The following is a 20,166-nucleotide window of genomic DNA, read 5'->3' on the forward strand; positions in this document are numbered from 1 at the left end:
CTATTAAAAAAATATCAAAATTAGCAGGAGGTTATTCATTGATGAATCGAACCATCGGGGAGAATTGTTCCCGTTAAAATTGCTCCAGTTAATTTCACCATAATACGCTTACCAAAGCCAATTTTTGCCCCGCGTAAATCCGCCGCCGACAGATCTGCCCCGCTTAAATCCGCCCCGATGAGATTGGCTTCCTGTAAATTTGCGCCTTTAAGGTTAGCTTCGAGGAGATTGGCGCGAAAAAGATTAGCCTTGTACAGATTAGCCTTTTCTAGGTTAACTTTGTGCAGGAAGCTATCGCTTAAGTCGGCATGGCTTAAATCTGCCCCGATGAGACTGCGACTAGAGAGATCTTTTTCTTTCAGGTTGGCTCCCTGTAAATCGGCTCCGTTTAAATCCCGATAGTGAGGGCGCCAGGCGGCATGATTGTGGACCTGATGGTTATTCTGGGAGTGGCTGTGTTGACTATGGGTTTGTTGACTATGGGTTTTATGACTGTGGGTTTGGGAATTTTGGCCGGGTTGGCTAGGGTGAGGCTGATAGGGGGAAGCAGTTTTATAGGCGTGGGCGGGCTGTTTTTCAGTTTTAGGGGCGGAATTGGAGCGTTTAGGAGAATTTTGATGAATTTGCCGCAATTGTTCCCTAGCTTGGTTAATTTCTTGCAGTTTAGCGGTGGCTTTTTCCAAAAGACGCTGATTATCTTTGGGAATGCGATCGGGATGCCAAATAAACACCAAGTCTTTGTAGGCTTGATTGATCTCGTCGAGAGATGCCCCATGATCTAACCCTAAAACTTTATAGTATCGCTCCAATTCTTTCATCATCGAAGTCCTAGTACAAGGATAAAAGCATTAACGGCCACAATTCCTCTGAGTCTTGTCGGATTTTCTAAGATAGGATTTCTTTAGGATAATTTGACTCTGGGAGAGTTGCCATAAAATTTGAGAAAATGTCTGGTAATTAAAAAAATCTCGTTTTTCTATCCTGTTTTGTGGCGTAATTGTATAGCACATAACAGCAAAATTAGCAAATTTTTGATACAAAACTTGATTTATGCTGTTGGGGAAGTGAGGAAGTGGGGAGATTTGGTCAGTTATCAGTGAACAGTAAACAGTAATCAGTGAAAAGACAGCACTGTTGTTGTCGTCCATATACTACTCACTTAACACTCCAGGTTCTTCGGTTTGTGTTATGCAATGGACGGGGTTATAAGGAATGAAACCCTTATGGAGAAAAACATTTAGCGATTTTTGTCAATTGTTTTTGCTCTAGAACGAACTAATCAATTAAGTCTCTTGCCAGATAAGGATTTAGTCGATTTATGCCACCCGATGGAACCATCCCGAGTAACGAAGAGCCAGAGTCCCACTGATAACTGGTAACTGATCACTGATAACTGAAAAAGCTGACTCCCGACTGCTGTATGATAAAACTTGTCCCGATAGGATAAATCAAGGTCGTGAAATTTGGTCAGTGGGTGGGGTTTATCTGTTTAATAATGGCTCTCTATGTATTGTGGCAGATTCGACAGCTATTATTATTGATTTTTATGGCGATCGTGTTTACCGTAGCCTTAAATAGATGTGTGAAAGGATTGCAGAGATTAGGGATTAAAAGGGGTTTGGCTATTTTAATCACCCTGCTGACGAGTCTAGGAATTGTGATTTTATTTTTTATAATTATTGTTCCTCCCTTTATCGAACAGTTTCAAAAATTAATTGAACTTTTACCGCAAGCTTGGGATTTAGTCCGCAATAACTCGATTCGATGGCGACAACAATTTCAATTTGATTGGTTGCCATCGCTGCCTAATTTAAGTGATTTAGTCCAGCAGTTACAACCCTTAGGAACCTTCGTTTTTAGTAACTTTTTTACCTTCTTTTCTAACTCAGTTGCGGCAATTTTGCAATTATTATTCGTGCTGGTGTTAGCAATGATGATGTTAGCCAACCCCCAACCCTATCGACAAGCTTTCTTAAAATTATTTCCTAACTTCTATCGTCGTCGTGCTGAGGAAATTCTTACCCTATCGGAAGCCGGTTTAGGTAATTGGTTGTTGGGAATTGCCATTAGTTCAACTATGGTAGGATTATTCAGTGGTTTCGGTCTTTTGGTTCTACAAATTAATCTAGTTCTCGTTCATGCTATCCTAGCAGGATTGCTCAATTTTATCCCTAATATCGGACCGACTGCTAGTGTGATTTTTCCGATCCTCATTGCTGTTATCGATGCACCTTGGAAAATTGTCGCTATTCTGATTCTCTATTTTATTATCCAAAATGTCGAAAGTTATTGGCTGACACCCACTGTCATGGCTAAACAGGTATCTTTACTACCGGCAATTACCCTAATCGCTCAAATTTTCTTTGCTCAAATGTTTGGCATCTTAGGTTTATTATTGGCTTTACCTTTGACAGTGGTAGTAAAAACATGGTTAGATGAATTATTATTCAAAGACATTTTAGATCAATGGGATCACGGTCATAACAAATCTTAAATAATCTCGGCAAAAACCATGAAATTAATCATTCTTACTCTCGTTATTTTATCTAATGTTTTTGCTGCTCTCCCAGCTAAGTCTGAAACAGTGCTAGAAAAAATTAAACGCACGGGATTATTAGAAGTAGCGATGAGAGAAGATGCGATTCCTTTTGGCTATCGAGATAGTAATAATAATTTGCAGGGATTATGCTTAGATTTTATCCAATTGCTCAGGGAGGAACTCAAGCATAAATTAAACCTCCGAATCATCAGTGTCAAAATTTATAAATCAACTTTATTTAATCGCTTCCAGTTATTGGAAAATAAAACCGTTGATTTCGAGTGTGGTCCTAATAGTATCAGAAAAAATATACCCAATGTTGTCAGTTTTTCCCGTCCTTTTTTTGTGACGGGAACTCAGTTTTTAGTTCGGAGTGATAGTCAGAAGAATTTTAACTTTTCCTCGTCCTTAGAAGGTATAAGTATTGGAGTTTTGCGAGATACCAGCACTCAAGAATTATTAAGACAAAAATATCCTCTTGCTACCTATCAGGAATTTCAAGGAGTGACGGGAAGACTGCGAGGTATCCAAAGTTTAAGAAGGAATAGAATAGATGCTTTTGCTAGTGATGGTATTCTGCTAATTGGAGAAGCTGTCATTCTCGGTTTATCCCTAGGAAAAGATTATCAACTTATCCCCCGCAATCCTTTAAATTGTGATTATTATGGTTTTATTCTTCCCGCTAATGATTCCCAATGGCAAGAGTTTATTAATGGGGTTATCGTCACCAGTGAGAACAGAAATATTTTTAAAACATGGTTTAATGAAGTTGCTTCCTATTTTATACATACCTGGCAGTATTGTCGTAATAATCCCGAAGAATCCAGGTAAAACTTGATAATTATGCACAAAAAAAATTATTTATTTTGGTTAGTTATTTGCGGCACAATAATCCTGTTTATTTGCAGCAGCATCAGACATATTTTATTTCAATCTAACGCTCTCGATCTTGGTTGGTTCGATCAGGGAGTTTACCTAATTTCTCAAGGTAAACCACCGATTATATCTTTTGTTGACTACCATATTTTAGGCGACCATATCGCTTTTATTCTCTATCCTATAGCCTTACTTTATAAAATTTATCCTAGCGTTTATTGGTTGCTTTTCTTACAAGCTTTTTCCCTTTCTATTGCCGTTTTTCCCCTCTGGCAATTGGCAATAGAAGCGGGATTAGAAGAAAAAAAAGCTTATACATTAGCCTTAGTTTATCTGCTCTATCCTTTGATTTTTAACGTTAATCTCTTTGATTTTCATCCTGAAGTTATCGCAGTTTCAGCCATTTTTTGGACAATTTTGGCCGCAAGATTAAATAATCTCTGGGGATTTTGTCTAGGAATCATTGTTATTCTCGGTTGTAAAGCAATTCTCTCTTTAACATTGTTGGGAATGGGTATCTGGTTACTTCTCTGGGAAAAGAAAAAAATCCCAGGAATAATTGCTATTATCACTGGCATTCTTTGGTTTATTATCGCCACGAAATTATTAATCCCTCTCCTGACAGGAAAATCAGCAGTTATTGAAATGGCTGATTCTCGATATAGTTATCTAGGAGATAGTTTACCGGCAATTATCTTTAATCTTTTCCTCAAACCCGATCTTGTCTTGGGAAAAATCTTTACTGGCAATAATCTAGAATACTTAATCCTATTAATTATTCCCTTAGTTTGGGGTTTATCCTGGCGTTATTCTGCCCCAATAATTGCTGCTATTCCCGCACTCGCTTTAAATTTATTGGCAGATCATGCCCCACAAAAAAACTTAACCACTCAATATTCCCTGCCAATTTTGCCCTTTTTATTTCTAGCGGTTATCGCCACTTTAGCCCATAATGGTAACTGGTTAAAAAAACCTAAATGGATAATTACTTGGGCAACTATTGCCTTTCTTGCCTTAGCTAAATACGGCTATTTTTGGTCACTATATTTAAATTCCCTCGATACTTGGTCCGCCACCCAAAAAGCTCTAACCCAAATTACCACCAGTGAGAGTGTCTTGACTACTTCTAGAATTGCCCCCCATCTTACCCATCGAGAAATGATCAAATTAGCGATCGAAGGTTCCCAATCCCTCGATTTAAATCAATTTAATTATATCCTACTCGATCGCCGTCATCCCGGTTGGTCTAGTTCACCAGAACTAATTGATGATCACTTAAATAAACTGAATCAAAATGAGAACTTTCAGTTAATCGTTAATCAGGATCATGTGTTTTTATATCGGGCCTTGACAACCCCTCAAGGAACAAAATAATTTGTCGTTCCACCGATTCCAATAAATTTTCTTTATCGATGGGAAACCAAACAATATCAGCATCGGCACGAAACCAAGTGCGCTGACGTTTGGCAAATTGACGGGTGTGGAGGATAATTAAATCGATCGCCTGTTCTAAAGAAATTTCTCCGAGGAGATATTGCTTAATTTCTGCATAACCCAAAGTCTGCAAAAGTGGCAAATCCCAACCGTATTTATCCCCCAAATGCTGCACCTCTGCTACTAATCCTTTTGCAATCATTTGATCAGTGCGAACAGTGATCCGCTTGTCTAAACTTTCTGGGGAACAATCTAAACCAATTTGTAAAATTGGATAAGTGGGGGGATTTTCTCCCTGCTGACTAGAGATAGGTTTTCCTGTCAGATAAAAAACCTCTAAAGCGCGTAAAGTCCTGACCTGATCATGGGGATGAATTTTTTTAGCGGCCTCTTCATCTACCTGCATCAGAATTTGATAAAGATAGGATTGTCCTAAAGCTTGTAATTGCCGTCTTAAATCCGGTTGAGGAGAAACCCTCGGTATTTTTAAACCTTTGACAATGGACTTGATATAAAGTCCCGTACCACCGACCAAAAACAGAGGAGAATAGTGGAGAGTGGTGATTAAATCCTCAGCTTGTTCTTGGTACTGTGCTAGGGTAAAATTATCTTGAGGATCACAAATATCAATTAGATAATGGGGAATCCGCTGACATTCTTCTAAGCTAGGTTTAGCGGTGCCAATATTAAATTCTCGATAGATTTGTCGGGAATCGGCACTGAGAATTACTGAATTAAACTTTTCAGCCAATTGTAGGGCTAAACTTGATTTTCCCGTGGCAGTTGCCCCACAAATAACAATTAAAATAGGTAAAGAGGAAGTAGTCATCAATGCTACATGACAGTGAACAGTAATCAGTGAAAAGACAGGAATGTTAAGCTAAGTAGGTAGGCGTTAAAAATTATCAGACATCCCCTCATCAAGGTAGGGTTGATTCATGAATCAACCCTACTTATCAAGGGGGGATTAAGGGGGGATATATCTTCAATTTAATTATAACCACTTACTTAAGACGCACTTAAACAGGGTATTGTTAAGCTGATTAACAGCTTATCAGCAAGAAATTAAGTTTGTCATTTAACAAAAAAAACAGCACCCTTCAGGATGCTGTTTGTCAAGAAAATGTTACAAAACTTAAGCTAAAGCCGCCATTTTCACATCGTTATGAGCGAGGATATTTTGTAACTCCTCCGCGTCCACGGTTTCTTTTTCCACTAACATTTGCGCTAACTGGTCCAAGATGACGCGGTTATTGACTAAAACCTCTTTAGCGCGACGATAGGCCTGTTCCACTAGGTTACGCACTTCCTCGTCAATAGCTGCCGCAGTTTCATCGGAGAAATCTCGATCGGAAGCGATATCACGACCTAGGAAAACATTACCATTTTGACGACCTAAAGCCACCGGCCCCAGGCGATCGCTCATGCCGAAACGAGTGACCATTTGCCGCGCTACTCGTGCCACCTGTTGCAGGTCATTAGAAGCACCCGTAGTCACTTCCTCCTCACCGAAGATAATTTCTTCAGCTAAACGACCCCCCAAAGCTACAGCCATCTGATTTTGCAGATAAGCGCGAGAATACAACCCGGATTCCATGCGATCCTCGCTAGGAGTGAACCAAGTTAAACCCCCAGCGCGACCGCGAGGAATAATACTAATTTTCTGGACGGGATCGTAATCCGGCATTAAAGCACCCACCAAAGCATGACCAGCTTCATGGTAAGCAACTAAAGTTTTGCGTTTTTCGCTCATGACGCGATTTTTCTTCTCAGGACCGGCCAGAACACGATCGATCGCATCGTTGATCTCATCCATGGAAATCTCGGTTAAATTGCGACGTGCGGCTAAAATTGCGGCTTCGTTGAGCAAATTAGCTAGATCGGCACCGGTAAAACCGGGGGTACGACGAGCGATTTTATCGAGATCCACGTCTTGGGCCAAAGTTTTGCCTCTGGAGTGGACATTAAGGATTTCCTTACGGCCAGCGTAATCGGGACGATCCACCACCACTTGGCGATCAAAACGACCCGGACGTAATAAAGCGGCATCCAACACATCAGGACGGTTAGTGGCGGCGATAATGATAATACCTGTATTACCTTCAAAACCGTCCATTTCCGTTAATAATTGGTTGAGGGTTTGTTCCCGTTCATCGTTACCACCCCCTAAACCGGCACCCCGTTGACGACCGACAGCATCAATCTCATCGATAAAGACGATACAAGGTGCATTCGCTTTCGCTTGTTCAAATAGGTCGCGGACGCGAGAAGCACCCACCCCGACGAACATTTCCACGAATTCCGAACCGGAAATGCTAAAAAACGGGACTCCTGCTTCTCCAGCTACCGCGCGAGCGAGTAGGGTTTTACCTGTCCCCGGAGGACCGACTAAAAGGACTCCTTTGGGGATTTTTGCCCCAATTGCCGTGAAGCGATCGGCATTTTTGAGGAAGTCCACCACTTCGTTTAATTCTAATTTTGCCCCTTCAATCCCGGCCACATCACCGAAAGTAACCTGGGTTTGGGGTTCCATCTGTACTCTTGCTTTCGATTTGCCGAAGTTCATCGCTTGGGAACCGGGGCCACTTTGGGCGCGACGGAGCAAGAAAAATAGACCAACAAGAAGCAATATAGGGAAAAATAGGCTACTGAAGGCTCTTACCCATACTCCTTCTTCTCTTTGGGGCAGTACGGAAATATCAACGTTATTTTCTGCCAAGATGTTGATTAATTGCGGATCGTTGGGTAGGTTAACCAATACGTTCGTACCGTCTTGGGTGGGTACGATCGCTCGTTGCCGGTCGGCACTTAAGCGCACGGTTTCTACTTTACCTTCCCGTACTTCCTGTAAAAATTCACTATACTTCCAAGTTTGTTGCACTGCTGGCTGGCGATCGAAGAAAGCTGAGGCCAAGGCAAGGACTACGATTAACAATAGGGCATATAGTCCCGCATTGCGCCATTTTTTGTTATTACCGTTTTTGTTCACGCTGTCGAACTCCTGATAAATTGAGGATGATTTTATCGATTGTCAAGGGGTTGTTAACTTATGTTAACGTTTCTCAGGAACAGTGGACAGGTTTTTTTTTAATATGCCCGTTCTGGTCCTCCATCGGGGTTAGCTGTTGGGGGTTGGGGAGTATGTCAATGTGACTCTCCTAGACCGAGTATGATCAATTTGTAACAAAATGCCAAAATACTGCATAAAAGCTGCAAGTGGAACGATAGAGAGTTTAGTTGACCTCCACGGGGACTAGCTAGATGAAAAAACGAGAGACTTTGCTGGAGAAGTTTTGTTGCTTTTTAGTTTTGCAGCAAAATAGGACAGAATGGAATTGCGATCGGCGTTTGCGTCGTAACATGGAAAGCTATGGCCCAATCGATCCTAATGTCGAGTCCGAGGAATATTGGTCTCTATTCTTTCACCAACAGTATCAGAATCCCGGTTCCCAAAATCATCTTTTTCGTGGGCATTTATACGCTTATTTGCAGGAACCTTGCTACTGGGCTGCTGCCGAAATCTATCAAAAATATCAAGCTAAACTAGATTATCAGATCGAAGACTACTTTAACGAAGGAATTCTTGGTTTTGAGGCTATCTTAGCTGACTTTAAGCCTTTATTCTCTACTCGCTTCGATAATTTTGCCAATCAGAGGATTAAATATCGCTTAATCGATCGCATCCGTCAGATTAGTCAAGCATTCGGCCATAATACTTGGAGCCTACTACTTAATTCTACCGGAGCGCGTCTCAGCCAAGCTCTCCTGGCGAGGGGATTAGTGGGAGAAACTCTCGAAAATTACCTTTTAGCTTGGGATTACTATAAAGAAATTTATGCCCAGGCAAAAATCAAAACCGATGGTAAAATTCAGGAACCTAGTCCAGAAATCTGGCAAAAAATCGCCGCTGCTTATAACTCGGATAGCCACTCTACCATCAAAATCAGTTCTGCGACAATTAACCGATGGTTAGAGGATGCGGGAAAAGCTATTTCTGATCATTTATTTCCCCAAGGAAAAACAATTTCTCTACAGCAACCTTTCGGGGATGGGGAAAGTAGCACGAGGGAGGAAATGATCGAAGATACTCTCCATGATACCCCTTGGCAGCAATTAGAAGCGGCGGAAAATTTTCGCGAGTCGCAACAAAATCACCAAAAAATTCTAGCTTGGTTACGCGCAGAAATTTCACAGATTTGTCAGCAGCCGCAACAGGCAAAACTGCATCCGCAAATTCAGTTAATTCTAGAGATGACTTATGGTTCAGGGTTGGGACAAGTGGCAATTGCCGCTAAGATTACAGAAATTACCACGGTGGTTATCAAACAATATCAGGTTTCTAGGGAACTGGATAAAGTTTATCGTCACCTCGCTAAAAAGTTTTTACCCTGGGCCAGCGAAAACCTGCATATTTCTTTCCAGTCTCACGATAGAGAAGTTATTAGTAAGGCAATAGAACCATGGCTAACATACTACTATCAAACCAGCGCAACAACTCAGGAGGATTAATTATGGTTAATGATTGGTTAGAACTAACTCCTGATAGCATTTGGCTAGAAATACCCGCAGATATTCAAGAGATAAGTTGGGCAAAAAGTGCCAGTTTTACTGATGCCAGTATTCGTCAGAGATTTTATGTTAATTATCTCTGTCAACAAGTTATTTTTAACTATCTACAGTCAGGGATGCCTGGGGTTAGCTTAGTAGAAAATCAAGAGGATTTCTGGCAACTAGGAGTTAATGGTTTTACCGTTAAATTAGGCGAAAAGTCAGTAATAGTTATTGCCAGCGAAACTCTGGATCTAGAAGCGCTCGAAATTCCTCAAGAATGGGTAGATATTCCTCAATTAATTGGTGATTATTATCTAGCTGTACAGGTAAACACTGCCGAAAGTTATCTGAGAATTTGGGGTTATACTACCCATAAAGATATTAAGGAAAAAGGACAATATATTAAGCGTAATCTTAACTACTCTCTACCGAGAAATCAACTGCAATCAGGATCAGATTCTTTGAATTTATGGGGAGAGTGTCAATTACAACCAGTGAAGATTGAACCGGAAAAGATGGAGGAAAAACTATCTTTAGATAGATTGACAACCTTACTAGACATCTTAGCTAATCCTCAGTTAATCTTTCCCAGAAAAGCTATTGCTTTTCAAGAATGGGCAGCAGTTATCGTCAATAGTAACTGGAGAAAAATTTTAATTACCCGTCGGCAAAAATCCCCCGTCAAGTTAACCAATTGGTTTACTGATAATTTCCCCATTGATTGGCAAAGTATCCTCGATTTTAGCTCACTGTCACTGGTTCCAGCATTCAAAAATACAGAAATTAAACGCATCAAAGATTTAGGAGTAGAATTACTGGGAAATTCCCTCGCTTTGATGATTACTATCGCTAAAACTGAAGAAGTATTTAGCCTGCAAGCGACTGTTTACCCCACGGGAGAAACAAGCACTTTACCCCCCCATTTAAAATTAAGTATTCTCACCGAAACTGGTCAGGTTTTTCGAGAAGTAATTGCCACAGATAACGATGAATTTATTCGTTATCGATTTGATGCTGAATTGGGGGATAAATTCTTTATTGAAGTGGCTTTAGAATCGGCAATAGTAACCGAATATTTACAAGTATAAGCGAGGAAAAACTTAATGATTAAACTCCTAACTCTCGAACTAGATGGCACATTTGATCGGGGATTTAAAGTAAAATTAGAAATTCGTCCCGATCTTAATTCTCGTCCCCAAACTGTGATCAAAGCAAGGCTACCAGCTAATTTAGAGTTATTAACTCTTTACCGTCAATGGCAACGTCACTATAGTGAATTAGAGGGATTTTTTAAAGTCTTAAAAGATAGCAATCCCCAACAAATTACCAATAGTTCTCAGCAGAGTTTAGTTTTTAAAAACTGCCAAGAAAAAGCCAAATTATTTGAGGATAACTTAAACAAATGGTTGAATAATAGCCCAGAATTTGAACCGATCAAAACCGCAATTCTGCGCTCTGGTAATAACTTTCGTATCTGGGTACAAACCGATAATATTTGGCTACAAAGATTCCCCTGGGAAAAATGGGAAATTCTCCAAAATACCGGCGCAGATATAGCCATTATTGTCTCAGAATACGATACCTTAGCCAGACAATTAAAAAATCATGAAAAAATTCGGATTTTAGCCATTTTAGGCTATGCCACCGACTTAAAATTTCTCGAAGAAGATCGCAAAACTTTAGACGATATTGCGGGAAAAGCAGGAGCGGAAATTATCTGGGAAAAAGCTCCCCACCCGCAAAAATTAAATCAGTTATTGCGTCAAGAAACTTGGAATATTCTCTTTTTTAGCGGTCATAGTGCCAGTACAGAAGATGGCCAAGATTGCGAAATTCAACTAACAGAAACTCATAAATTAAAGATAGCTGATTTTAGCTTTTCCCTGGGAGAAGCCACTAAAAACGGGTTAAAGTTAGCGATATTTAACTCCTGTGATGGTATTGGTTTAGCACAACAACTATCACGGGAAAAAGGGATGGCATTACCCCATCTAATCTTTATGCGCGAGAAATTACCCGATCCTGTTTCTCCCAAATTTCTGCAATACTTTTTAACCGCTTTTACCAATAATAAATCTCTCTATAGTGCCGTACATGAAGCCCAAAAAAATCTGCACGATGACTGGGAAAAAGACTATCCCTGTGCCAGTTGGCTGCCCGTAGTTTGCCCCAATCCCACCGAAGAACCCCCCACTTGGCATAGTTTTAGTAACTCCCCTCAAAAACAACAAAATTGGCGACGATTTGCTCTAACTTTCGGTTTAGGTTTAGCCGTAATGATGACAGTCTTGGCAATAAGAGAAACAGGAATTTTAGAACCCTTAGAATTAAATATTTATGATCGTCTGATGCAACTAAAACCCAAAGATAAACCCGATGAAAGATTATTAATTATTACCATTGATCGCCAAGATTGGGAATATCAAGATCGCATGGGTATGAAAAGACCAACAATACCGGGAAGCGATCGAAAACGTTCCCTCGCAGGAGAAGCATTATCGCAGCTTTTAAATAAATTACTGCCCTACGAACCGCAAATTATCGCCTTAGATATCCTCCGTCCCATCGCTGCCAGTCAAGATTATCCACCCCTAGCCAAACAATTACAAAATACTCCTAATTTTATCTCGATTTGTAAGTTTAATAATTACCCGCAACCGGACGGATTTCCCCCACCCCCGGAACTGCCAAAAAATCAGAGTGGTTTTAGTAACATAGTCCCAGACGAAACCATTGCCGGAGTTCCCCGAATTCGTCGTTTTTTATATCAGGCAAAACTCGATCGCACCTCTCCCTGTCTTCCCCCGGATTCTTTGGCCAAAGTTGACTCAATGTCCTGTAATTTTAAAGATTATGCTCCTAGTTTTAGTCTCCTAATTGCCAAACGATATCTAGAATCCCAGAATCAAGATTTTGACTGCAATAAACTGGAGCGGGGAATTCTAGAAATTAATATCGGGGATACTCATCTCGGTGACTGGCTACAATCCAACCGCGGCCCCTACAGAACCAGTCAATCCGATACCCGATCCGGCCGTCAAGTTATGCTCGCTTACCGTCGAATCGCCGATAATGGCATCGATGCAATCATCAAAATTGCCCCGAAAAAATCTCTCCGACAGGTTTTAGATCCGCGTTTTAATTCCGAATCAGTCCGGGAAAAAATTGTCCTGATTGGAGTAACAGAACCCGGGATTGATGATTTTTTAACCCCCTTTAGTCGCAACCCATCGGAAGCAATTCCGGGGGTTTATTTGCACGCGCACGCGGTCAGTCAAATTCTCGATACAATGGAAGGAAAACGTACCTCGATCGCTTTTTGGAATCCCCTACAGGAGGCTTTCTGGGTGCTGGGTTGGTCCCTGGTGGGGGGATTATTAACGTGGCGTTTTCTTCGGGTAAAAACGGTACTTTTGACAGTGGCGATCGCTATGATTTCCCTCACCGGTATCGGTTGGCTTCTCTTTAGTTATTTCGGTCTCTGGGTTCCGATTATCCCCCCAGCGATCGCACTTCTCACCACCTCCGGTATCTTCTTTTTTCTTCGTTCTTACTACTTAAAATAGCAAGGTAAGGCTTGCTGAAAAAGTACGGGCGAAGCATTCGGATAGAAAATCTCCGGTTTCACCGATAGGTGATTGCCCGAATGCTTCGCCCCTACAGGACCCGGGCCGATGAAGACGCAAGGTTTTGAAGCACGATTCTCTCAAAATCTTGCACCTGTTTCACGAGAAAAACGACAAAACTCTTACCTTGCCTACATTTCACATTTATTCAGCAAACCCTAGGTAACAGCCATGATCAAACCTTCGATCGCCCTCATCCTTCTTTTCTCCCTACTGCCTCAACCCGGGTTAACCCTTATCACCCCGGCTGCCGGAAATATTTCTAATCATCCCATTCTGACGGCACAGGGCGATCGGGAGCTTACCGAGGAGCAATTCCTACAACGAGTCACCGTTCGGATTACTAGCGAGACAAATCGGGGATCGGGGACAATTATCGCTAAAAAAGGCGATAATTACCTTATCCTAACCAACGCCCACGTTACCCGCAACACGAAAACCCTACAGGTACAAACTTACGACGGCCACAGCCGTGCGGCCCGCATTGTCCCCAATTCCCTATCGGAGAATCAAGATCTCGCCCTGCTGGAGTTTAGCGATACCCGGGAATATTCGATCGCCACCATCGCAAAGTTTACCATCAATCAAAACAGCATCGGTTTAGAAGTGGTGGCCGCGGGATATGTTGCCGAAACGGGACAGTATCGGACGACAAAGGGAACCCTTGAACAGGTGAGCGATCGACCCCTCCGGGAGGGCTACAGCGTCGGTTATAGTGGCGATATCGTGCAGGGAATGAGTGGCGGCGGCATTTTTGTTGATGGGGAGTTAATCGGCATTAACGGGCGATCGGCCCATCCGATTCTCTCTAACTACATCTACGAAGACGGCACAAAACCCACAGACGCAGAAATCCAACAGATGAGAGCGGTTAACTGGGGCATTTCCCTTCATACCCTATTAACCTACATCCGGCCCGAAATCCTCAGCGCCTATAACCTGCCCCTACCGCAGGTGAACCCCGATATAGAAACCACCGCCCCTACTCGCTATATCGCCGAATTAGAAACAAAAGCCAAGGGTTTCACCGTGCGGATTGATAGTACGAGCGGTGGAAACGGTAGCGGTGTCATTATCGCTAAAGAAGGGAATATTTACACGGTTTTAACCGCCGATCACGTCTTCTGCGAAAAAATCAAAGGCACCACCAGATGTGCCGATCACACCTACACCGTCGTCACCAGCGACGGCAAAACTCGAAACATCGAGAAAAGCACCATCATCCGGCAGGAAGGGGTAGATTTAGCAGTCTTTCAGTTTGAAAGCCTGGACAATTATCCCGTTGCGGAAATAGCGAATTATAACCCAAATACCGGTGATTTTGTTTTTGCCGCAGGCTTCCCCAAAATTGGCGACAATCCCTCGAAATGGTTGTTTAGTGGCGGTGCAATTCTCGAGAAAGAACAGGGATTAATACAAACCCGCCAAAGTCCTTTAAGCACTCAACAAGGGGGAACATTACAAAGTGTTGCTTCTTTAACCGGGGGCTATGAATTAGTTTATACCAGCATCACTTATGGGGGCATGAGTGGCGGTGCAGTCTTAGACTCTCAGGGGAGAGTAATAGGGATTCATGGACGTTCAGAAGGAGCAGGGGGAGGGAAAATTCAGTTAGGGTATAGTTTAGGGATTCCCATTAGCACTTTTATCGGATTGCAAGAGAGATTGAAGGTAAAACCGCAATTATTAACCACTGCTCAACCCCAAGTTAGTCCGCAACAACAACAAGAAATTATTCAAGCGATTACTGGTGTTATTGTTCCTAATACCAATGCGAAGGCGGATATTTGGATAGAAAGGGGAGGACAATTATGGCGGTTACGGAGGTCTGAGGAAGCAATTAAGGCGTTTGATGAGGCGATTAAGCAAAATGACCCCGATAATGTCTATTTAGCTTGGTATGGGAAGGGATTAGCGTTATTTGAATTACGCGAACATCAACCAGCTATAGAAGCTTTGCAACAAGCGATTAATACCTTACCTAAACGGGAAGATTTAAAGAACTTTCACAGTAGTATTTTACAACTGCAAAGTGTTGTTTATCGCTATTTAGAAAATTATGAGCAAGCCTTAACGGTGATTAATCAGGCGATTTCTCTGGTTCCCAATAACCCCAATCACTATAACGAGAAATCCTCAGTATTAAGTCGATTAAAACGCTATGATGAGGGATTAGCGGCGATTAATCAGGCAATTAATCTCGCTCCCCGTGCTGCTTGGTATAGCAATCGGGGGGTTCTTTACCAAGATCAACAAAAATACAAATTAGCATTAGATGACTACAACAAAGCTATTGAACTTAATCCTAATCATGCTAATGCTTACGTCAATCGGGGGATTCTTTACTATAACCAGCAGAAATACGAATTAGCCCTATCTGACTTCAGCAAAGCCATTGACATTAATCCTAATGATGCTGAGGCTTACAGCAATCGGGGGGGTGTTTACTATAACCAGCAGAAATACGAATTAGCCCTCTCTGACATCAACAAAGCCATTGACATTAATCCTAATGATGCTGAGGCTTACTACAATCGGGGGAATCTTTACTATAACCAGCAGAAATACGATTCAGCTTTAGCTGACTACAACCAAGCTATTAAACTTAATCGTAATTTTGCTAATGCTTACGTCAATCGGGGGGCTCTTTACTATAACCAACGAAAATACGAATTAGCTTTAGCTGACTACGACAAAGCTATTGAACTTAATCGTAATGATGCTGTGGCTTACTACAATCGTGGTGTTTTATATGCCATATTAGGACAACCCGAAAAAGTAAAAATTGATCTACAACAAGCAGCCATATTATTCCGCCAACAGAATAATATGGCTGCTTATGAAAAGGTGATGCAGATTTTACAACAATTAGGGGGGTGAAATAGAAATCATCAATTATGGAAAGTCGAGAAATTATCAAAAAACTGAAGGATGAGGGATGGTATCAAGTAGGTACAACAGGAAGTCATCATCATTTTAAACATCCCCATAAAAAAGGGAAAGTGACTGTTCCTCACCCTAAAAAGGATATTCCCCTTAAAACCCTAATCAGTATCGAAAAACAAGCCAGTATTAAATTACGATAAAGGAGAAATCAATGATTACTTATTTAGCCACCGTTCATAAAGATAACCATAGTGATTATGGGGTACAATTTTATGACTTTCCGGGTTGTATTAGTGCAGGGGAAACCATCGAAGAAGCGAAAAAAATGGCAACTGAAGCCTTAAAAGGTCATATTTCCTTTATGTTGGCAGATGGGGACGAAATTCCCACCCCTAGCACCCTCGAAACCATTTTAACCGACGCGGATCATCAAGATGCGATCGCTTTTCTACTCATTCAGGTATCAGAAGCTATTTTAAACCATCAGGAATTGTGTGTAAAAAACTAGGTGCAGTCCCTAGCTTGGTTTGAGCGAATAAATATGTTAAAGAAAACCTCTCAATTCTCAGGGAAAGCGAAACCCAACACCCAAAATCTAAATCTGTCTGAATCTTTTTTTTGGTTTTCCTTGGGTCAACCCAATCGACGATAATTGCTATGATTACTAGGTTCGGTAGAGCCGATTTTTTTTAAGCATTTAACATTTAAGCACCCAATCTTCCTTCTAAAATGCCAATGATGGACAAATCCTCATCTAAGGTTTCCCAATGTAATCCCGTGCCATCACAAATTAACTCAACCTCTGCTAATTGTTCAAAGGTTGCTTTTGATAAGCGTTTATTTTTATAAGCAGGAAAACGAATTTCTCTATCGTCTTCTAAACGAATACAAATCCATTTATCTTCAACCCAAACTTTTTGAGCTTTTACTATGCTTTCATGTACCAAATACATCGTGCCATTTCCTCCGTATTATTTCTATATTTTCTGTAATGATAACTTCAGCCCGAACAATTTCTTTGGTTTTTAGACCTTTAGCATAATCCAATTCTAGCGGCTCTAGCCAAAATTTAGCATATCCGCCGCCCCGTCGAACGTGAACGTGCATGGGTTCATTGCCTTCATTGGCATAGAAAAAGAAAACATAGCCTTCCAGTCTGAAAATTTCTGGCATGAGGTTAAAGCTTATTTTGCCGGATTTCGCCAAGCATGAAATGTAACGCACCATCAATTTTATAATATTCGGTGGGTTATGCTACAGTGCTTGTCATCTTGGTGCGATCACTGTTTTAGAGAACGAAAAGCGATCGCATCCTTTCCTAGGTTGGGTCATCGGAGCGAAACCCAACAGCCAACACCTAAATCCGTCTGAATCTTTTTTTTGGGTTTCCTTGGGTCTATTGTTGGGTTTCCTTGGGTCTATTGTTGGGTTTCCTTGGGTTTATTGTTGGGTTTCCTTACGTCTATCGGCTAGACAAGGAAAAAGCGATCGAGGATTTCCGACAAGCCGCCGAACTGTTCCGCCAGCAAGGGAACGCGCCAGCACGCGAAAAAGCCCTGCAATTCCTACGGCAATTAGGCGCGGTCTAGATACTCGATCGATTTTGAATCTCACCCCGAAAAAAGCGATCGATCTTACAGCAAGATTTCTAGCGCTAGGGTGAACCCCGGAACCACATCTTCCCCGCTTAAAATCGCGTTCTCGGGATAACAGGTAATCGTCCCGTCCTGACGGTAGACGAAAGCCTGTTTATTGTGGCGATCGATCAACCATCCTAACTTCACCCCGTTCTCCCGATACTCCTCCATTTTCCGCTTTAACTTGGATAAACTATCGGTTTTAGAACGGATCTCGATCACGAAATCCGGCGCGAGATCGAGAAATTCATCCTCCCTTTCCTGCCAACCGGACGGTAAACGTTCTCTCGCCACGAAAGCCACATCGGGAGAGCGTACCGCGCTATTGGCCAGTTTAAAACCGCCGCTAGAACTAAATACCTCTCCTAACCCGTTCTGTTCGACCCAGTAGAGCAGGCGAGCGCCGGCTTTCAGTTCTCGATTCGCTGAAATACTTCCGATCGGGGGCATAGTGACTAACGTTCCATCTGCATTGCGTTCAAAGCCTAATTCCGGGTTCTGACAACTGAGGCGAATTAATTCCGCATCAGTAATCGTCGGGGATTTGCTTACCATATTGCATCAAAAAAAACAAGTATTTTTCACTAAATGATAACAAAGCGATGCCGATTGCCGCGCTTTTTCCTTTTGTACCCGAAAGGAAAAAAAATTGATCGCCCTATCCTGCATATTCCCAAAAAAGCAACCGATGAATTAGGTAGAAGCTCAAATCATCCTCACCGAGGCACTACCCATGAAATCCTTCGCCCTTCTCACCACCGTCAGCCTAATCGGCCTCTCCACCCTCGCCACTGTTCACCCCGTTATGGCCCTAGAAAGCCGACAACCAGCCGAAACCCGGATCGCTCAAGCGAACTACAAAGAAGCGATCGCCTACTTTAACCGGGGAATTAACTACATCCAACAGGAAAAATATGATCTCGCCCTCGCTCAATTCACCAGAGCGATCGAACTCGATTCGGACTATGCCGAAGCTTACCTCAGTCGGGGCATGATTTACACGATTCGCGAACAATGGCGGCCGGCGTTTCAAGACCTGAACACCGCGATCCGACTAAACCCCCGCGCTGCCTACGCTTACCATTTCCGCGGATACGTCCACCTCGCATTTAACCAGAGACAAAATGCGATCGCCGATCTAACAACGGCCGCCGAATTATTTCGCCAGCAGGGAAACACAGAAATGTACAACAGCGCCATAGAAGCACTACGGCAGATAGGTGCGTAATACCATTTTTCATAAGTAATGGCAGAGATGGTTAATCGCCCTCACCCCCAACCCCCCCGACGTCGGGGGGGCAAGGGGGGGTAAGATACCTGCCAAGAATAAAGAAAAATGGTATAAGTTGCAAGGGAGAGCGATCGCTCTCCCCCTCTAAACTTTTGTGAAAAAAGCAACCTGAAGACTTAAAACTTGATCGCATAATTGGGAAAAAACCAACGATAACATCCTTGCAAGTATCCCTCGACTAAAGAGGAGCCAACCCGATGAAACCAATTACTTTCACCCTATCGGTGCTACTGGCCACCACTGGCCTACTGGTTCAACCAGGAAACTTCCTGATGGAAAACGTTCCACCCCTCCTCGCCCAGGATCAGACCGCTTCTAGAGTCTATCAGAAAGCCAGCCCCGCCGTCGTCACCGTCAAAAATGGCAGCGGCCACGGTAGCGGCTTTCTCGTCAGTCCCGACGGTATCATCATTACCAACGCCCACGTTGTTGCGGACGGCCCCCGGGTGGTGACGGTGAAATTTTCCAACGGACAGCAGGCCTCGGCAGACGTGATCGGCTTCGCTAAAAATGGCGTGGATTTAGCCGTCCTGCGGATTTATAACCGCCAAAACCTGCCCTATCTTCCCCTCGCCCGTCCGAACTCCGCCAAGGTCGGCGAAAGCGTTTTCGTCATCGGTACACCCCTAGAAGAAGACTATCAAAATACCCTCACCCAAGGGATTATCAGCCGCCTCGACCCCCAGAAGGGGCAAATTCAACACAGTGCCAATACAAACCCCGGTAATTCGGGAGGTCCGGTGTTAAACTCTCAGGGACAAGTAGTCGGCGTACATTATCAAGGCGATAACCAAAGTTTAGTTTATAACTCCCAAGGAAAGCCGATCGGCTATACCAAAAGTGGCATTAATTTTGCCATCTCCCTCGATCGCCTGCAAGCTTTCCTGAAGGCAGTGGAGCGAGGGGATGTCTCTTCCGTCTCTACCCTGGCTAGGGGGAATCAAGAGCAGCCCATCCTCAGCCTTGCCCTCAACGGTCAGGCAATCCAGGGCGAGTTAAGGGAAGGCGATGCTCAGTTGCAGGATGGCAGCTACTACGACCTCTATCAATTTCAAGGTCGCGCCGGACAGAGAGTTGTCCTAGACATGAGCAGCCAACAGATTAATCCCGTCTTGACCTTGTACCGCGTTGTTAAATCCTCTGAGGGGGAGAAATTCGAGAAAATAGCGGACAACGACGATCGCGCTCCCGGGGATTTTAACGCTCGACTCGTAACCGAATTACCCACCGATGGAGTTTATATCCTAGTGGCCAACTCTCGCGAAGGGGGTGAATCGGGTCGCTACACCCTCAACGCCGCCGCTAACCCTTAAATAATCCCATTTT

General features: G+C 42.8%; 18 protein-coding genes. 12 read left to right on the forward strand and 6 right to left on the reverse strand.

Annotated features, from left to right (window positions below; genetic code table 11):
- Positions 1 to 35: 35 nt before the first annotated feature.
- The gene (locus RAM70_RS13485) at positions 36 to 818 is read right to left on the reverse strand and encodes a pentapeptide repeat-containing protein (protein WP_312674166.1); all 783 of its coding nucleotides are present in this window, start codon (positions 816 to 818) and stop codon (positions 36 to 38) included.
- A gap of 638 nt (positions 819 to 1,456) precedes the next feature.
- Here RAM70_RS13485 and RAM70_RS13495 point away from each other — a divergent pair.
- Genes RAM70_RS13495 through RAM70_RS13505 form a run of 3 tightly spaced genes read left to right on the forward strand, consistent with a single transcriptional unit; the run spans position 1,457 to position 4,789 of the window.
- The gene (locus RAM70_RS13495; protein ID WP_045356336.1) at positions 1,457 to 2,494 is read left to right on the forward strand and encodes an AI-2E family transporter; all 1,038 of its coding nucleotides are present in this window, start codon (positions 1,457 to 1,459) and stop codon (positions 2,492 to 2,494) included.
- A gap of 18 nt (positions 2,495 to 2,512) precedes the next feature.
- On the forward strand, positions 2,513 to 3,370 hold the full coding sequence (locus tag RAM70_RS13500) for an amino acid ABC transporter substrate-binding protein (protein ID WP_312674170.1): 858 nt from the start codon (positions 2,513 to 2,515) through the stop codon (positions 3,368 to 3,370).
- A gap of 12 nt (positions 3,371 to 3,382) precedes the next feature.
- Complete coding sequence (locus RAM70_RS13505; protein WP_312674172.1) at positions 3,383 to 4,789, forward strand: DUF2079 domain-containing protein; 1,407 nt, start codon at positions 3,383 to 3,385, stop codon at positions 4,787 to 4,789.
- Here the strand turns inward: RAM70_RS13505 and miaA are convergent.
- A complete protein-coding gene (miaA, locus tag RAM70_RS13510) occupies positions 4,731 to 5,678 on the reverse strand; it encodes a tRNA (adenosine(37)-N6)-dimethylallyltransferase MiaA (RefSeq protein ID WP_312674174.1) in 948 nt (315 codons plus the stop codon). The genes RAM70_RS13505 and miaA overlap by 59 nt on opposite strands.
- A 306-nt stretch (positions 5,679 to 5,984) precedes the next feature.
- Entirely contained in the window at positions 5,985 to 7,838 is a 1,854-nt protein-coding gene (ftsH3, locus tag RAM70_RS13515) for an ATP-dependent zinc metalloprotease FtsH3 (RefSeq protein ID WP_312674176.1), read from the reverse strand.
- Positions 7,839 to 8,110: 272 nt separating this feature from the next.
- Here ftsH3 and RAM70_RS13520 point away from each other — a divergent pair, with 272 nt between their 5' ends.
- From RAM70_RS13520 to RAM70_RS13545, 6 genes are all read left to right on the forward strand, one after another.
- Positions 8,111 to 9,358 carry an RNA polymerase subunit sigma-70 gene (locus RAM70_RS13520; protein ID WP_312674178.1) on the forward strand — a complete coding sequence of 416 codons (1,248 nt, stop codon included), beginning with the start codon at positions 8,111 to 8,113 and terminating at the stop codon, positions 9,356 to 9,358.
- Positions 9,359 to 9,360: 2 nt separating this feature from the next.
- The gene (locus RAM70_RS13525; protein WP_312674179.1) at positions 9,361 to 10,488 is read left to right on the forward strand and encodes a DUF1822 family protein; all 1,128 of its coding nucleotides are present in this window, start codon (positions 9,361 to 9,363) and stop codon (positions 10,486 to 10,488) included.
- A gap of 15 nt (positions 10,489 to 10,503) precedes the next feature.
- Positions 10,504 to 12,966 (forward strand): CHASE2 domain-containing protein, encoded by a 2,463-nt coding sequence (locus RAM70_RS13530; RefSeq protein ID WP_312674181.1) that lies wholly within the window; start codon positions 10,504 to 10,506, stop codon positions 12,964 to 12,966.
- Positions 12,967 to 13,197: 231 nt separating this feature from the next.
- The gene (locus RAM70_RS13535; protein ID WP_312674182.1) at positions 13,198 to 15,906 is read left to right on the forward strand and encodes a tetratricopeptide repeat protein; all 2,709 of its coding nucleotides are present in this window, start codon (positions 13,198 to 13,200) and stop codon (positions 15,904 to 15,906) included.
- Positions 15,907 to 15,923: 17 nt separating this feature from the next.
- Complete coding sequence (locus RAM70_RS13540) at positions 15,924 to 16,112, forward strand: type II toxin-antitoxin system HicA family toxin (protein WP_016514488.1); 189 nt, start codon at positions 15,924 to 15,926, stop codon at positions 16,110 to 16,112.
- An 11-nt stretch (positions 16,113 to 16,123) separates the two neighbouring features.
- Complete coding sequence (locus RAM70_RS13545; protein WP_002788060.1) at positions 16,124 to 16,420, forward strand: type II toxin-antitoxin system HicB family antitoxin; 297 nt, start codon at positions 16,124 to 16,126, stop codon at positions 16,418 to 16,420.
- 196 nt (positions 16,421 to 16,616) lie between these two features.
- On the opposite strand, the gene RAM70_RS13550 is transcribed toward RAM70_RS13545, so the two are convergent.
- Together RAM70_RS13550 and RAM70_RS13555 are read right to left on the reverse strand one after the other, a co-directional pair.
- The gene (locus RAM70_RS13550; RefSeq protein WP_002785172.1) at positions 16,617 to 16,865 is read right to left on the reverse strand and encodes a DUF2442 domain-containing protein; all 249 of its coding nucleotides are present in this window, start codon (positions 16,863 to 16,865) and stop codon (positions 16,617 to 16,619) included.
- Entirely contained in the window at positions 16,849 to 17,085 is a 237-nt protein-coding gene (locus RAM70_RS13555) for a DUF4160 domain-containing protein (protein ID WP_041803658.1), read from the reverse strand. Before RAM70_RS13555 ends, RAM70_RS13550 begins: the two co-directional genes overlap by 17 nt.
- 239 nt (positions 17,086 to 17,324) lie before the next feature.
- On the opposite strand from RAM70_RS13555, the gene RAM70_RS13560 reads away from it, so the two are divergent.
- Entirely contained in the window at positions 17,325 to 17,501 is a 177-nt protein-coding gene (locus RAM70_RS13560; RefSeq protein WP_312674189.1) for a hypothetical protein, read from the forward strand.
- Between the two features lie 45 nt (positions 17,502 to 17,546).
- On the opposite strand, the gene RAM70_RS13565 is transcribed toward RAM70_RS13560, so the two are convergent.
- Positions 17,547 to 18,104, reverse strand: a complete 558-nt coding sequence (locus tag RAM70_RS13565) for a Uma2 family endonuclease (protein ID WP_002763043.1) — start codon at positions 18,102 to 18,104, stop codon at positions 17,547 to 17,549.
- A gap of 178 nt (positions 18,105 to 18,282) precedes the next feature.
- Here RAM70_RS13565 and RAM70_RS13570 point away from each other — a divergent pair, with 178 nt between their 5' ends.
- Positions 18,283 to 18,777, forward strand: a complete 495-nt coding sequence (locus RAM70_RS13570) for a tetratricopeptide repeat protein (RefSeq protein ID WP_312674190.1) — start codon at positions 18,283 to 18,285, stop codon at positions 18,775 to 18,777.
- Between the two features lie 260 nt (positions 18,778 to 19,037).
- Positions 19,038 to 20,153 (forward strand): S1C family serine protease, encoded by a 1,116-nt coding sequence (locus tag RAM70_RS13575; RefSeq protein WP_312674192.1) that lies wholly within the window; start codon positions 19,038 to 19,040, stop codon positions 20,151 to 20,153.
- Positions 20,154 to 20,166: the final 13 nt, after the last annotated feature.

It is taken from the genome of Microcystis wesenbergii NRERC-220 (assembly GCF_032027425.1).
GTDB classification, from domain to species: domain Bacteria; phylum Cyanobacteriota; class Cyanobacteriia; order Cyanobacteriales; family Microcystaceae; genus Microcystis; species Microcystis wesenbergii_A.